14 protein-coding genes are annotated in these 15,183 nt (G+C 71.2%); 2 read left to right on the forward strand and 12 right to left on the reverse strand.

The genetic code is table 11. From position 1 onward, the window contains the following. Positions 1-46: 46 nt before the first annotated feature. The gene (locus WJM95_RS32625) at positions 47-613 is read right to left on the reverse strand and encodes a universal stress protein (RefSeq protein WP_339134308.1); all 567 of its coding nucleotides are present in this window, start codon (positions 611-613) and stop codon (positions 47-49) included. 323 nt (positions 614-936) lie between these two features. On the opposite strand from WJM95_RS32625, the gene WJM95_RS32630 reads away from it, so the two are divergent. Both WJM95_RS32630 and lysA read left to right on the forward strand, forming a co-directional pair. Next, positions 937-1,314, forward strand: a complete 378-nt coding sequence (locus WJM95_RS32630; RefSeq protein ID WP_339134310.1) for an SAV_915 family protein — start codon at positions 937-939, stop codon at positions 1,312-1,314. Between the two features lie 14 nt (positions 1,315-1,328). Beyond that, positions 1,329-2,675, forward strand: coding sequence for a diaminopimelate decarboxylase (gene lysA, locus WJM95_RS32635; protein ID WP_339134312.1), 1,347 nt, complete (start codon positions 1,329-1,331; stop codon positions 2,673-2,675). Positions 2,676-2,744: 69 nt separating this feature from the next. Here the strand turns inward: lysA and WJM95_RS32640 are convergent, their stop codons facing one another. From WJM95_RS32640 to WJM95_RS32690, 11 genes are all read right to left on the reverse strand, one after another. Then, entirely contained in the window at positions 2,745-4,715 is a 1,971-nt protein-coding gene (locus WJM95_RS32640; protein ID WP_339134314.1) for a potassium transporter Kup, read from the reverse strand. Between the two features lie 180 nt (positions 4,716-4,895). Next, entirely contained in the window at positions 4,896-5,294 is a 399-nt protein-coding gene (locus tag WJM95_RS32645; protein ID WP_339134316.1) for a nuclear transport factor 2 family protein, read from the reverse strand. A gap of 69 nt (positions 5,295-5,363) precedes the next feature. Next, the gene (locus tag WJM95_RS32650) at positions 5,364-6,362 is read right to left on the reverse strand and encodes a ScbA/BarX family gamma-butyrolactone biosynthesis protein (RefSeq protein WP_339134318.1); all 999 of its coding nucleotides are present in this window, start codon (positions 6,360-6,362) and stop codon (positions 5,364-5,366) included. A gap of 45 nt (positions 6,363-6,407) precedes the next feature. Further along, complete coding sequence (locus tag WJM95_RS32655; protein ID WP_339134320.1) at positions 6,408-6,881, reverse strand: flavin reductase family protein; 474 nt, start codon at positions 6,879-6,881, stop codon at positions 6,408-6,410. 470 nt (positions 6,882-7,351) lie between these two features. After that, the gene (locus WJM95_RS32660; protein WP_339134322.1) at positions 7,352-8,467 is read right to left on the reverse strand and encodes an LLM class flavin-dependent oxidoreductase; all 1,116 of its coding nucleotides are present in this window, start codon (positions 8,465-8,467) and stop codon (positions 7,352-7,354) included. A 138-nt stretch (positions 8,468-8,605) separates the two neighbouring features. Then, the gene (locus tag WJM95_RS32665) at positions 8,606-9,877 is read right to left on the reverse strand and encodes an ATP-grasp domain-containing protein (protein ID WP_339134324.1); all 1,272 of its coding nucleotides are present in this window, start codon (positions 9,875-9,877) and stop codon (positions 8,606-8,608) included. Then, on the reverse strand, positions 9,874-11,229 hold the full coding sequence (locus tag WJM95_RS32670; protein ID WP_339134326.1) for a PLP-dependent aminotransferase family protein: 1,356 nt from the start codon (positions 11,227-11,229) through the stop codon (positions 9,874-9,876). Before WJM95_RS32670 ends, WJM95_RS32665 begins: the two co-directional genes overlap by 4 nt. A gap of 68 nt (positions 11,230-11,297) precedes the next feature. Continuing rightward, positions 11,298-11,591 (reverse strand): YciI family protein, encoded by a 294-nt coding sequence (locus WJM95_RS32675; RefSeq protein WP_339134328.1) that lies wholly within the window; start codon positions 11,589-11,591, stop codon positions 11,298-11,300. A 55-nt stretch (positions 11,592-11,646) separates the two neighbouring features. Further along, on the reverse strand, positions 11,647-12,402 hold the full coding sequence (locus WJM95_RS32680) for an SDR family NAD(P)-dependent oxidoreductase (RefSeq protein WP_339134330.1): 756 nt from the start codon (positions 12,400-12,402) through the stop codon (positions 11,647-11,649). A 106-nt stretch (positions 12,403-12,508) separates the two neighbouring features. Further along, on the reverse strand, positions 12,509-13,753 hold the full coding sequence (locus WJM95_RS32685; RefSeq protein WP_339134332.1) for an MFS transporter: 1,245 nt from the start codon (positions 13,751-13,753) through the stop codon (positions 12,509-12,511). Beyond that, positions 13,750-15,006 carry a transposase gene (locus tag WJM95_RS32690; RefSeq protein WP_339134334.1) on the reverse strand — a complete coding sequence of 419 codons (1,257 nt, stop codon included), beginning with the start codon at positions 15,004-15,006 and terminating at the stop codon, positions 13,750-13,752. The genes WJM95_RS32685 and WJM95_RS32690 overlap by 4 nt, the downstream gene beginning before the upstream one ends. Positions 15,007-15,183 lie beyond the last annotated feature (177 nt).

Raw genomic sequence — 15,183 nt, forward strand, 5'->3', positions numbered from 1 at the left:
GGGCGCGAACCGCCGGGGAATCGGCACCGAACCGGCGAACGGAACCTCAGGCATCGGGGGGCAGGCTTTCGAGTTCCCGTTCCAGATGACCGGTGTCCAGGCGCAGCCGCAGGCTGTTGCGGCGGTGCGCGGCCGTCAGCGCCGCCCGCAGCGGCGAGGGCGGGACCGCGAGAACGGGGCAGAGGGCGCGGGCGAGGCAATAGCGGCCGACCGACGGCCACAGCGCGCGGTGCAGCCGGCCACGTGTGCCGGCGCCGACGACGAGGAGGTCGCCGTCCCGGTCGGCCATCCGCACCAGCGCCGGTCCGGGGGCGCCCCGGACGACGAGCGCCCGCCCGGGCAGCTCGGAGCCGTAGCCGCCGAACGCGTCCCGCAGCGCTTCCCCGAGTCTTTCCCCGGCGAGGCGCTCCCACTCCGGGACCGTGGCGGCCGCGGCCGGGAACCGTCGGGCGGCGAGGCCACCCTCCGGGGGCTCCCAGGCGGCCACCGCCCAGAGCTCCGCACCGCGCAGCCGGGCCTCGTGGGCGGCCCGGCCCAGGACGGTGAGGCACCCAGGCGAGTCACCCACGCCCACGACGACGCGAGGGACCGGGGGCGTGGGTGACTGGGACATCGCCTCCACCTTCCGCACATGCCGGCCGGGGCTTCCCGGTCGGCGACTCTTCGTGAACCGCCCTCCATCCCACCTCCGTTCCCTGACCCTCGGCAGTCCGTGCTCCGGTTCTTGGCGCCCCTCTGACGGTCCTCGCGGCGCCCTCCCGTCAGCACTGTCAGCGTCCCGTCAAAGGCGGCCCGATCCTCGTCAGCGTCCCGTCAGGACCGCTCCGGCGGCCGGGGGCGCCGGGCATAACGTCGGCAGCGAACCCCGGACCGCCTCCCCGCGTCCGGGGTCCCACAGATCAGAGCCCACGCTCCCTGCCCCCCGGGAGGCACCCCATGGCAGTCCTTCTCCACGGCGACGACCCCGACCCCTCCGATCGGTCCCCGGCCGGACCCCTGTACGTACCGGTCCGGCCGGGACCCTCAGGGTGTGCGGCCCGGCTCTTCCGCACCCCGCTCGGCGACCGAACGGCCGTCGGCTTCACCTCCGAGCACCGGCTCACCGCCACCCTCGGGACCGACCAGGCGTGGATCAGGCTCGCCGCATCCGCGCTGCGCGCGCTGACCGCGCCGCTCGGTGTCACCGCCGTCACCGTCGACCCGCAGTTCACCGCCCCGGCGCCCGCGCGGGTCACGCCACCCACCCCGCTGACCCCCGTCCCACCGGCCGCCGGGCCCGTCACCCACGAGATGCCCGCGCTGCGGATCGCCTGAGAGGGGCAGCCACGATGACCACGGTTCACGAACCCGCCACCGCGACCGACCCAGTCACCACCGCCGCGGACCTGTCGGTGTGGCCCGCCTCCACCACCGAGGCACCGCACGGAGACCTCTCCGTGGGCGGCGTGCCGCTCCCCGAGATCGCCGACCGCTTCGGCACACCCGTGTACGTCCTGGACGAGGCCGAGGTCCGCGACCGCTGCCGCACCTACCGGGACGCCTTCCCCGACGCGGAAGTCCTGTACGCGGCCAAGGCGTTCCTGTGCCGCGCGATGGCCCACTGGGTCGACGAGGAGGCCTTCGGCCTCGACGTCTGCTCCGCAGGCGAGCTCGAACTCGCCGTCACCACCGGTTTTCCGCCCGAGCGGATCGTGCTGCACGGCAACGCCAAGTCTCCCCGTGACCTCGACACCGCCCTGCGCCTGGGCGTGGGCCGTATCGTCATCGACAGCCCCTCCGAGATCGCCCGGCTGGCCGCCGCCGTCGGCCCGGACGGTCACCAGAAGGTGATGGTCCGGGTGGTGCCCGGCATCAGCGCCGGAGGCCACGAGAAGATCCGCACCGGCACCGACGACCAGAAGTTCGGCCTGTCCATCACCGACGGCTACGCGGCGCACGCCATCACCCGCATCCTCGACCAGCCGCAGCTCGAACTCACCGGCCTGCACTGTCACTTGGGCTCGCAGATCACCAGTGTCACGCCGTACCTGGTCGCCGTACGCCGCATGGTCGGCCTCATGAGCAGACTGCACCGGCAGCACGGCCTGATCCTGCCCGAGATCGACCTCGGCGGCGGCCACGCCATCGCCTACCGCCCCGGCGAACCCGCCCTGGACCTCACCATGCTGGCCCGCAAGGTACGTACCGAACTCACCGCCGCCTGCTCGGCGGCCGGAATCCCCGTCCCGCGCCTGGTCATCGAACCGGGACGGGCCATCGCCGGACCCGCGGGCATCGCCGTCTACCGCGTCCTGTCCGTCAAACACACCGGCGGCAACGTGTTCGTCGCCGTCGACGGCGGGATGAGCGACAACCCGCGCCCCGCCCTCTACGGCGTGCGCTACGCCCCCCGTCTGATCGGCCGGCACAGCACCGCCGGCACCGCCCGGGCGACCGTGGTGGGCAGGCACTGCGAAGCCGGTGACATCCTCGCCGCCGACACGGACCTCCCCGCCGACGTACGTCCCGGCGACCTGCTCGCGATCCCCGTGGCCGGCGCCTACCACCTGTCCATGGCCTCCGGCTACAACCTGGTCGGCCGCCCGCCCGTGGTCGCCGTCCGCGACGGACAGGCCCGTCTGCTCGTCCGCCGGGAGTCCCTGGAGGACATCCGCCGCCGCGACGTGGGGCTGTGACCGGCTCCTTGATCTCCCGGGCGGGCCGGTCATCCCTCCCTCGCCGGCCGGCCCGCCCGGGATCCGCCTCTACACGTCGATCTGGGAGCCCATGATGACCGTACGGTCCCGGGGCAGGCCGAAGTACTCGGCGGCGTCGGCAGTGATGTACGAGGTGGCGATGAACAGCCGCTTGCGCCACGGGGCCATCGTCGGAGCCTTGCCCCGACGGAGTTCGATCGTCGACAGGAAGTAGGACGCCCGGTCGAGCTGGAGCGGCCCCTCGGTCAGGGCCGGATCCAGCATCGCCAGGGTGCTCGGCACGTCCGGCGTCTCCATGTAGCCGAACCGGGCGGTGACGTGGATGATCCCGTCGTCGGTGTACCCGAGATCGTCCACGACGAGTCGCCGGTCCGCCGGGAAGCGGGGCACCGGCTCGGTCTCGATGGCCAGGAGCACGACCTGGTCGTGCCGTACGTGGTTGTGCTCGACGTTGGCCCGCATGGCCAGCGGCGTGGTCTGCTTGCCCCGGTTGAGGAAGACGGCCGTTCCCGGGACGCGGAGCGTCGGCAGCTCACCGCTGCGCAGACTCTCGACGAACCCGGGCAGCGACCCCTCGTCCCGGACCCGTGCCGCCGTGACGATCGCGCGTCCGCGCTGCCAGGTGGTCATGACGGTGAAGACGGTGAGGCCGATCAGCAGCGGCAGCCAGGCACCGTGCACGAGCTTCGTCAGGTTGGCCGCCACGAAGAGCAGGTCCACGAAGAGCAGCGGGCTCGCGCCGAGGACGACCAGCCACAGGGGTGTTCTCCACTTGGCCCGTGCGACGTAGAAGAACAGAAGGGTGGTGATCGTGATGGTGCCGGTCACCGCCATGCCGAACGCGAACGCCAGCGCCGTGGAACTGCGGAACGCGAAGACCAGGGTGAGGACCGAGACCATGAGCAGCCAGTTGATCCAGGGAACGTAGATCTGGCCGATCGTGGACTCCGAGGTGTGCGCGATGCGCAGCCTCGGCAGATAACCGAGCTTGGCGGCCTGGGAGGTGACGGAGTACGCGCCCGTGATCACCGCCTGCGAGGCGATCACCGTGGCCGCCGTGGCCAGCAGGACCATCGGCCATCTGCCCCAGTGGGGCACGAGCAAGAAGAAGGGGCTGCTGATGTTGCTGTGGTCCGCCAGGATCAGCGCGCCCTGACCGAAGTAACTGAGAACGCAGGCCGGGAAGACGAGGAACATCCAGCCGCGCGTGATGGCCCGGCGGCCGAAGTGCCCCATGTCCGCGTACAGCGCTTCCGCGCCGGTGACCGAGAGCACGACCGCGGCGAGGGCGAAGAAGGCGGTGCCGAAGTGACCGAACAGGAAGCCGAGCGCGTACGTGGGTGACAGCGCCCTGAGGATCGCCGGGTGGTCGATGATGCCGTCCACGCCGCAGGCGCCGATGACCACGAACCAGGTGACCATCACCGGCCCGAACACCCGGCCCACCGCCGCCGTCCCCCTGCGCTGCACCAGGAACAGCACGACGATGATGACCGCGGTGATCGGCACGACCGCGCTCTCCAGCGACGGCTGGACGACCTTGAGCCCCTCGACCGCGGAGAGCACCGAGATCGCCGGAGTGATCATGCTGTCGCCGAAGAACAGCGAAGCGCCGAAGACGCCGAGGGCGGCCAGTACGGCCGTGATCCGCCGGCCACCCTGCGAGCTCCAGCGCTGTACGAGCGTGATCAGCGCCATGATGCCGCCCTCACCGTCGTTGTCGGCGCGCATCGCCAGCAGCACATAGGTGACCGTCACGATGGTCATCACCGACCAGAACACGAGGGACACGACGCCGTACACGTTGGCGGTGGTGACGGGGACCGGATGCGGGTCGCCCGGGTCGAACACGGTCTGCAACGTGTAGATCGGGCTGGTCCCGATGTCGCCGAAGACCACGCCGAGAGCACCGATCACCAGGGCGAGGCGAACCGCGTCGTGAGCGCTCGGACGGTGTTCCTCCGAGGCCCCCGTCACCGGCTCGCCGCCCGACGCGGCCCCGTTCCGGGGATCGGTCATGGCGTGCTCCTCTGATCGGATCGCTCTGCTTCGGGCGGTGTGGGCCGACAGGCGCCTTCCGCCGCGACGATACCGATCACGTGCGCATTCGCTCGTAGCGCACGCCGTTTGGTTCCGGGCCGCTCGCCGGCACCTGCCGGATCCACCCGTGCTCCGAGCCGCACCCGGCCGGCGTGTGGATCAGGGGTGGTCGTGCCAGGCGACCGCCGTGATCTGCCAGCCGTCCGGTGTACGGGCGTACTGGAGGGTCTTGGTTCCTCCGCCCTCGAAGGGTTCGCCGTCCAGGATTCCGGACTTGCTGTATTCGCTGGTTCGGGAGGCGATGTCGCCGGTGGTCCGCGTCTGTTCGGCGGTCTCCCATTCGGAGAACTCGACGAGACGGCCGTCCGCCAGGAGCCGCCTGCGCGGTTCGATGAACTCGTCGACGGTGTAGACGGTGAAGTCCGGGCCGGTCTTGACGATCACGCCGCCGGGAAGCATGAGCCGCCGGATCCGGTCCACGTCGGCGGGCTTGCCGCCGCGGTTGTCGAAGGCGCCGAAGAACTGGGCGGTCAGTGCGTCTATCTCGGTCTTGGACATGGCGTGACGTTAACAGTGAGGGGCCGGTCGCTGGTGCGGGCCCGACGTCGTCGTCCGGGGCGGTGTCCGTCAGTCGGTGGGGGTCGTCACGATCAGGCTGTCGAAGGCCTGGACGCCGTTCTGGGTGGCGGTCACATGGACGGCGGTGTCCTCGGTGGCGTCGTACCGGGGGAGCGGGGTCGCGGTGATGGTGCAGGGGCTGTGGAGTTCGACGGGGTGGTGGAAGGTGCTGCGTATCTCGATGGGAAGGACGCGGTACGGAGTGCTGACCGCTTGGGCGGCTTGCCGGGCGGCCTCCAGGAGCAGCATGACGGGGATGTGAACGGTGGGCTCGTCGGGCAGCGCGGGGTGGGTGGGGTCGATCCGCAACTGCCAGACGTGGACACCCTGTTCTGGGCGAGCGGCTGGAATGCCGAGCGTCACGTCCCGTGTATTGAGGCGGCCCACGACGGGGGGTGGGAGGGCTCGCGGCAGGAGCGGCGGGCCGGAAGGCGGGCCGGGGCGGATCGCGTTCGGGTGGGTCCGGGCGGTGGGCGGCAGGATGCGCAGACCGATCCGGCCGGCCCCGACGAAGGTGTCGTCGTCCCGCAGCAGTTCGGCCTCCATGGCCATGGCCGTCACTCCTCCCGTTCCCGGGGCCGTGCCCGCACCAGGGGCCGCTTCGGGGACGCGGGCCATGTCCAGTCGGAACGTGGAGGGCCGGTGGTGCGCGAGGAGGCCGGCCGGGGCCACCTCGATGTCGAGTTCACTGACGGCCCATCGGTGGCCGCGGGGAATTCCGTCGTAGCTCCGGCCCACCAGAAGGGACGCCTGTCTCAGCGATTCGGCCGCCAGCAGGGGGTCGTGCCAGACACCGGCGATCGGCGTGTAGAAGGCGTGTCCCCGGGGCCACTGGGCGCCGAGGACGAAGGTGTCGGGGCCCGTCTGCTGCCAGTCGGAGATCAGTACGCCGGTGATCGCGCCGCGGTCGACGGGACGGCGGGGTGCGGTACGGAGGTGGGAGCGCCCGCCGCGGTGGGGAGTGTGGTCCGGGGCCGGGAGTGCGGGCGGGGGGTCGGTGAGGGACACGCGGGTCTGCCCTTCGTGTGGCGGGCGGTGGGCCGGGGCCGGGCGTCAGGCGATGAGTTCGGCGAAGCGTCCGGCGTGGAAGACGAGGGGACCCTGGTCGTCGGTGATGGCGCCTTCGAGGGCCTCGGCTATGACCAGTTCGTGGTCGCCGGCCTGGTGGAGTGCGGTGATGCGGCAGTCCAGCCAGGCCAGCCCGTCCACGGGGATGGGGTGTCCGGCGCGGGTGGAGTCCCACGCGCCCTCGCTGAAACGGTCGGCGCCCTTGGTGGCGAAGGTGCGGCACAGCTGTGCGTGCTGCCCGCCCAGGATGGTCACCGCGAAGCCGCCTTCCTCCCGGATCGCGGGCCAGGTGGTCGACGTGGACGCCGCGCACAGAGCGATCAGCGGCGGGTCGAGGGAGACGGAGGTGAAGGAATTGACGGCCATGCCCACCGGGCCCGCCGGTGTCTGCGCGGTGACCAGGACGACCCCGGTGGTGAACCGGCCCAGGATGTTGCGGAACGAACGCTGCTCCAGCATGTGCTCTCCAGCTGAAATACCGGCAAGGCGCCGACGGACGAGGAAGAAGATCGAATGAGGAACTCGGGTGAGGACGAAGGGTGGTGGAGAAGGGTGAGGAAGCCCGGTGAAGGGGACCGGCGGGGGCCGCGGGACCGGCGGGACCGGCGGGGGCGGGCGGAGAACTCGGGCGACGCCTGGTGGCGGGGCGGGGCGGGGCGGGGCGGGGAAAGGGGCCGGGCTCGGCGCGGGGGCGGTGTCTTCCGTCCCCGCGCCGTGTGACCCTCCGTCTGCCGTGCCGCTGTGTGCCGCGCGACCTAGGTGTGAGGTGCCGCCTAGAGCTGTGCGACCTACGTGTGTCGTGCCGCCCTGCGTTCTGCGACCTGCGACCTGCGACCTCCGCGTGTCGCGCCGCCCTGCGCTCTGCGCGGTGCGACTGCGAGCTCGGCGTGTCGCGCCGCCCGTGCCGAGCGGCGCGCCCGCGGCGGGGTTCAGCGGCCGTCGGCGCGGCTCGCGATGGCCCAGTCCACCGCTTCCTGCGGACGCGCCGCCGAGCCGGTGATCTGCGGGGACACATAGCGGGCCAGCAGCTCCAGGCTGCGGTTGGTCTTCTCGTACGAGGTCCAGTCGGCCACGTAGACCAGGAGCTTGCCGAAGCCACCCGTGGCCTCCTGCATGCGACGGATGCCCTGCACGACGTCCTCGACCGAACCGACGAGCGCGCCGCCGGCCTCGACCCGCGCCTCCAGCGCCCGCTCGCGCGGGGTGTCGGGGCTGATGACCTCGCGTCCCGCCGCCTTGCCGAAGTACTCGAAGAGCCAGCGGTCGTATCCCTCACGGACGTCGGCGAACGCCTCGGCGCGCGTCTCCCCGACATGGACCGGAAGCGCGATGCGCCAGTCCTCGCGCCGCAGGCTCCGGCCGTGCTCGTCCGCGGACTCCTCGGCGTACTTCCACTGCTGCGCCAGACCGATGTGGTCCGGAGCACCCGGCGTCATCAGCGCGAAGGGCAGCGCGAACGACGTCATGCTCAGGCCGTACTTGCCGACCAGGCGCGGGCTGGAGGAGGAGGTGCCGCTGGTGGCCATGGCCACCTCGATGCCGTCGGGGCTGAAGCGGGGCAACTGGAGCTTGGCGTCCTGGAGTTCGTACCAGTCGGTCTTCTGCGTGATCCGGGAGTCGCCGTTGACGAGCTCCAGGACGGTCGGCAGGGCCTCGTCCAGGCGGCGGCGCTGGACGTCGGGCGCCAGGCCGAACATCTTCGCGTCGAAGGGGACGCCGGGGCCGACGCCGAGGATGTAGCGGCCGCGGCTGAGGTGGTCGAGGTGGACGGCCCGGCTGGCGACGTGGAAGGGGTGGTGCCCGGACAGCGGTACGACACCGTGCGCCAGCTTGATCTGGGTGGTGCGCTGCGAGGCCGCGGCGATCATGGTCTCGGGGGCGCCGACCAGGCCCCAGCCCAGGGTGTGGTGTTCGCCGAACCACGCCTCGTCGAAGTTCAGCCGGTCCGCGTGCTCGACCAGTTCGAGGTTGCGGCGGACGGCGAGGTGCGGGTCCTGGCCGGTCTCGTGGACGGGGGACAGGAAGAGACCGATACGGCTGTGCACAGCATTCCTCCGGGGAATATGAAGACGGATCAGATTCCGGAGCTGATTCCGGAACCGGTGTGGGACGGGCTGAGGAGGTGGGCGCGAGGACCCACGGGAGGCAGCCGGCCATGAGAAGGGCCACGGCTGCGGCAGCCGTTACGGCTGCGGGACGACCCGGTAGACGGAGTCCTTGAGGCCGCGGACCTTCTCGTACGCGGCGTCGAGCTGGTCCTCGTCGCGCGCCGTGAGATAGACACGCATGGTGCTGGTCAGCAGGTCGGTGGTGGGGCGGATCCGGGAGCCGGGAGCCAGCTTCAGCCCCGCCAGGTACACGCTGTCGAGCGCGCGGATCTCGTCCACCGCCGCGGTGTCGACACTCTCGACGACCCCGTCCTGCTCGGTGGGGGTGTTGTAGACGACGCCGGGTTGCAGCCGGTCGTAGACGCGGCCGCCGTACTCGCGGCGGAACTCCTCCGGCCTGACGTACGCCCGGGCGGCCAGGCCCGCCTGGTTGTGGCCCAGGCACACGTCGTGGAAGCCGGCGTGGATGTTGCCGTTGAGGCGTGTGCCGATCTCGACGAGGGCGGGGCCCTGTTCGGTCATGATGACCTCGGCGTGCGCGGGCCCCCAGCGGACGTCGAGGGCGGCCAGCACCTCGCGTACGTACGCCACCAGGGCCGGCACCGGACCGGCGTCCGGAGCGAGGAGGATGTCCCGGTTGTAGATGTTCTTGCCCGAGGGCAGCAGCGTCTTCTCGTACTGCCAGACACCGCAGGTGTAGTGCTCGCCGTCGCTGCTGACGGTGTCGACGATGTACTCGGTGCCCTTGAGGTAGGACTGGACGAGGATCTCGGTGTTGGCCGTGCCGAAGATGTCCTTCGAGGCCAGCCCCGCGGTGGCCGCGGCGGTCACCTCCTCGGCGTTGTCGCAGATGTACACGCCGTCCGAGGCCGCGGAGCTGAGCGGTTTGACGACGACCGGGTACACGCCGCGCCTCTCGGCCCAGTCGGTCAGTTCCCGTACGTCGTCGCTCTTGAACTGGTCGGCGCACCGCACACCGGCGCGCCGCAGTGCTTCGATCATCTCGTACTTGTCCCGGCGGGCCGCCGAGAGCCGGGTGCCGTTGGACGGCACCCCGAGTGCTTCGCCGAGGCGGTCCGCGAGCGGTACGGCGCCTTCCTGGCCGGCGACCACGCAGACCGGGTCGTGGGCACGCAGCCGTTCAAGGAGCCTGTTCTCGTCGCCCTCGACGATGTTCTCCTCGTACTCGGACAGGCCGGGTGCGAGCATCGTGGGGATCAGCTCGGGGGTGCTCTGCACATGGACGACCCGTGCACCGGTCCCGGTGAAGGCCGCGGGGTAGAAGTTTCCGGCGGAGTAGCCGTCGACCACCACGACGGTGGGCCGCTGACCGCTGCTCTGGCTCATGCTCGTCCTTCTTCCGACGTGACGCGCGGCCGCTCGTCGACCAGGGGCGTGCGAGGCTCGGTGCGGGGTGTCTGGGCGATGAAGCGGGCGAGGCGTGCGATGCCCTCGCGGATCGCCTCCGGCGCGAGGTTGCTGAAGCCGAGGCGGATCTGGCGTTCGCCGCCGCCGTCGATGTGGAACATGCTCATCGGCGCCCAGCTCACCCCGTAGTCGCGGGCGCAGCGTTCCATCTCGCCCAGTCCGGCCTCGAAGCCCACCTCGACGGTGAGGAAGAAGCCGCCGCGCGGGGTGTTCCAGCGGACCTGGTGCTCGGCGTAGTGCTCGGGCGGAAAGTGTTCGGCGAGGCTGTCGAGGGTCACCTGGAGCCGTTCCAGGTAGACGGCGGCGAGTTCGCGGGTCGCCGGGCGCAGGGTGTGGCCGTTCTCGGCGAGGATGCCGCCGACCGCGGCCTGGGACAGCGAGGAGGATCCGACGCTGAACATGGCCTTCGCCCGGGACAGTTCCTGCGCCAGCGTGCGGGTGACGCCGTCGGCGCCGGTGACCGGTTGGTCGGCGACGAGGTAGCCCAGACGGGCGCCGGGGAAGGCCGACTTGGCGAACGAACCGAGGTAGACGACCCGTCCGGCGGTGTCGAGCGACTTGAGGGTCGGCATCGCCTCGCCGTCCCGTGCGAACAGCCCGTACGGGTTGTCCTCCAGGATGACGAGGTCCTCCTCGGCCGCCACCTCCAGCAGGCGCCGGCGGGCCGCGAGCGGGAGCACGGTCCCGGAGGGGTTGGAGAAGTCGGGGACGAGGTAGACCGCGACCGGTCGCCTGCCCCCGGCCCGCACGGCGCGTGCCGCCGCGGCCACGGCCTCGGGGTCGAGGCCGTCGGGGCCCTCGCCGATCCCCTCGACGGGGATGTCGAGCATCCGGGCCGCGCCGCGGATGCCGACGTAGGCCGGGGAGACGCTCAGCAGCACGTCGTCGGGGCCGGCGAACAGACCGCGCAGGGCGACGAGCGTGGCCTCCTGGAAGCCGTGCGTGATCATGATGGCCTCGGCGGGGACGTCGATGTCCTCGTCGTTGCGCAGCATCTGTGCCACGTCGTCCTGGATGAAGCCGTTGACCGGTCCGTACTGGAACAGCGTGCGCGTGATGCGCTGCTGCGGGACACCGCGCTCCTGGAGATGCTTGACGTAGCGGTCGATGTGGAACGAGAGGTCCGCCAGGTCGTGGTTCCCGTCGTACGGCGCCCCCGAGGAGAAGGAGAGGGCGTCCGGGAACTTCATGGCGGTCTCGCTGAGGATCCGCATGGAGTCCATCGCGGGGTCGGCGATCGCGGTGTGCAGGGCCTCCTGACGCAGCGTCATCCAGCCGCTGTCCGCCCATTCCGACACCGGCGATGCGGTGGATGCCGGTGATGTCGTGGCGCTCAAGGTCACTTCTTTCCTTCCGTGATCCAGCTGCCCTTGCCGGGCGACCACTGGCGGATGCGGGTGGCGGCGACGATCCCGCCCTGTACGTAGGGCTCGGCGTCCAGCACCTTCTGGAGCTCGGCCCGGTCCTCGACCTCGTAGAGCAGCAGGCCCGCGTTCTCGTCGGCCAGCGGCCCGCCCAGGAGCAGTACGCCGCTGCGGGCGAGGCGGTGAAGGTTCTCGGCGTGCGCCGGGTGCAGTCCCTGGCGTCCCGCGCGGTCCACGTTGTACTCGAATTCGACGACGAACTTCGCCACGGATCTCTCCTTCTCGCTCTTTCCGGTTCTGCCGGACTTCTCGGACAGCCGGGTCTCACATGTAGAGGCCGCCGTTGACGTCGATCACCGCGCCGGTGGAGTAGCCGGCGCTCTCGGAGCACAGGTGCAGGACGCTGCCGACCGCCTCGGCGACCGTGCCCATGCGTCGCATCGGCAGCTTGGAGAGCACCGCCTGCTTCTGCTCCGGGTCGCGGCGCTCCCAGGCGCCGGCCACGCGCTCGGTCGCGATGGGCCCGTGGGCGACCACGTTGACCACGACCCCGGCGGGGGCGAGCTCGTAGGCCATCTGCTTGGTCATGCCGATCACGGCGGCCTTGGCGCCGACGTAGGCGGCGTTGTTGAAATGGCTGTACGTGCGGCCTCCGGCCGAGGCGAAGTTGACGATGCGTCCGTAGCCGTCCCGCGCCATCCGCGGGGCACACGCCTTGATCGCGACGAACGTGCTGACAACGTTTTCCAGATGGGACTGGCCGAAGTGTTCCTCGGTCAGGTCCGCGTACCCGATGACCCGGGTGTCTCCGCCCACCCCGTTGACCAGGATGGAGGGGGCGTGCCGGTCGACGACGTCGGCGAGCTGTGCCTCTGCGGCGGGGATGTCGGTGATGTCACCGACGACCACGTCGACCTTGGTCTGCTCCGCGAGTTCGGCGGCCAGGCGGTTCACGGCCTCCTCGTTCCTGTCGAACAGGACGAGCGTGTGCCCTTCGCGGGCCAGGCCGCGCGCCACGTCCTGGAGGATTCCGCCGGCCGCGCCGATCAGGAGGGCGGTGCGCGAGGTCTGTACGGTCATGTCGATTCCCTGGGTTGGGGTTGGTGGGGGTGTCACGGCCGGTGCCGGGGTTCGTTCCCGGCGCCGTCGCGGCCGCGTGTTCGGTGCGAGCCGTGGGACTCTCGGGTTACTTCGGTGCCGCGTAGGCGTCGGGTGTCTCGGCGGGCGCCGGGGGCTGTGCCGTGCCGGCGGTCGTGGTGGCGAAGCCGCGGAAGCGGGGCAGGGACTTGAAGCCGGCGGCGGCGGTGAGGCCGAGGAGCAGCAGGCAGATCCACAGGGACGGATATCCGTAGGCGTTCGCCACGGTGATCCCGACGGGGCCGCCGATGACGAACGCGGCGTTCCAGGCGAAGAAGTAGGAGCCCTGGTAGGTGCTGACGCGTCCCTCTGGGGCCCGGACCGCGATGAACGTCGCCGACATGGGCGCCCACAGGACCTCGCCGAGCGTCCAGATGACCGTCGCCGCGGTGAACAGTGCGGTGTCGTTCGCCAGCGCGTTGAGGCCGAAGCCGACGGCCATCAGCGCGGCCGCCAGGACCAGGGGTGTCTCGTCGCCCATCTTCTTGACCGCCCTGGGGACCAGGGGGAGCAGGGCGATGGAGAGCACCGCGTTGATGGCCAGCACGATGCCGATGTCCTTCGGACTCAGTCCCGAGCGGCGCATGTCCAGCGGCAGGGCCGAGTTGACCTGGAGATAGACGCAGGCCAGCAGGAAGACGAGGGCGAGGTAGGCGACCAGGACGGGGGAGCGGTAGGGCTCGGTGACGCTGCGGGCCGCGCGGCGCAGCGCCGAGGTCGTGCTCCGGTCGTGCTGCTCGGGGCGTGGCTCGTCGGGGGGCAGGGCGCAGACCAGGAGTGCGTAGAGGGCGCTGCCCGCGGCCCAGACGAGGAACAGGGCGGGCGGGTAGAACGAGAGCAGGAATCCGGAGATGACCGGGCTCAGCGACATGCCCACGTTGAACCCGACGAGGAAGAGGCTGTAGGCCTTCGAGAACTGCTCCGGCGGGACGATCTTGGCGATCAGTCCGGCGCCGGCCGGCCGGTCCACCGCGGACAGGAATCCGGTCGCGAGGCAGAGCAGCCCGAGTACGTACACGTCGGTGGTCACGAGGAACAGCAGGGCCGTCGCGGCCGCGAGCGGCTGGGCGGCGATGATCGTGCGCCGCGGCCCGATCAGGTCGGCCACCGCGCCGCCCACCAGCCCGGAGGCGAGGATGCCGGCCCCGAACAGGCCGACCATGACGGGCGTGGTGCCGGAGTCGGCGAGGTGGTCCTGCTGGAGGAAGAGGATCAGGAAGGCCGGGGCGAGGATGCCCAGCCGGCTGACGGTCTGCCCGCACCAGAGCAGCCAGAACGCCTTGGGAAGCGTCATGAGGTGGCGCCCCTTCGTGTGGTGGTGAGACTGCTGTAGGCGAAGGCGGCGGAGACCAGCGTCATGTGGTGATGCCATCCGGGGTAGGAGCGGCCCTCGAAGGCGCGCAGACCGAAGTCGTCCTCCAACTGCCGCACGGTGTCAGCGGTGTTGGCGTGCAGGGCCGCGAGTTCGAGCAGTTCGCCGGCGGGCCGGCTGACCAGACTGGTGATCCATGTCCGTCCCGGGCGGCGGGTGTTCGGGTCCCGTTCGGCGAACACGCGGAAGGCGGGCGGGTGTCCGGCGGAGGCCGACGGGCGTACTGCGCCCGCCTTGCCGTCCGGCAGCCGGACCAGGCCGGTCAGGATCTCCGCCGTGCGTTCCTCGCCCCGCCGCGTCCGTACGGTCACGAGGTGCGGCGGCGCGGCATCGCGGCGGGTGAGGACCTGCCGGGCCGTCAGGACGCTCGGACCCGCGGGGGTCGTCGAGTTCGTCGGAGGCATGCTGGTCTTCAGGCCCATCGAGGTTGTGGTGTGTGTCGTTGCGTTGGCGCGGATTTGACGGGCCGGGGTCGCCAGCACCGGCAGGGCCGCGGGCACGGCGACGACGAAGTGGCGTCCCCGGGAGATCAGTTCGCGCACGATCTCCCCGCTGTCCGCGTAACCCTCCAGGTCCGCGACCACGGGCACCTCGGCGAGCTGCCCGCCCGCCGGCAGGCTCTCGATCAGATCGAGGGTCTGCGCCTCGGCGCTACGGGGTCCGGTGCTCTCGGGTATGCGGGCCCTTCTGCGCAACACCGGGTCGTTGGTCCACGGGTCGGGCAGCAGCAGACGCCAGTCGACGGGTACGTTCTCGGTGTCCGTGGACAGGAAGGCGCCCACGCCGACCTGGCAGTTGAGGGTGCGGCCGGCCTGGGGAACGAACCGGCGGTGCACGCCGCAGGACCGGTCGCCCCGTTTGGGGACCACGGCCAGGCCGATGGTCCAGGCGCGGGGCGCGGTGTGCTGCTGGACCCACCGGGCCAGCTCGGCGCGTACCGGCTCCCACGCCCAGGGGCTGGCGTTGATGAACTGGTGCAGGGACTGGGGGGCCGTGCACGAGTCCGACACGGACGCCGCGAGGCGCCGCACGCTCTTCTTGCCCGGCGTGCTCAGGAGTCCCTCCATGTAGGCGTGCGCCCACCGCCGTTGGTCGGCTCGGGGCAGCCGCCCGAAGAGCTCCTGCGTGAACGCGGAGACCGATGCCCGTGCCCGCGTGCCCGGCTTCGTCGCCATCGCTCGTGTCCCTCCCGCTGGTCCTGCTGGTCCCGGCCCTTGATCGGGGCCGCAACAGAAAGAATAGAGAACGATCGCTTTGTTTTCGACTCCGGGGTGGGGACTGCCGGATACTTAGCGAAGTCCGCCCGCCGAAGCAGACCGGAAAACACGGGCTGACCTGCGATGACACGGCAC

Origin of the sequence: Streptomyces sp. f51, from assembly GCF_037940415.1 — a bacterium.
Lineage (GTDB): Bacteria > Actinomycetota > Actinomycetes > Streptomycetales > Streptomycetaceae > Streptomyces.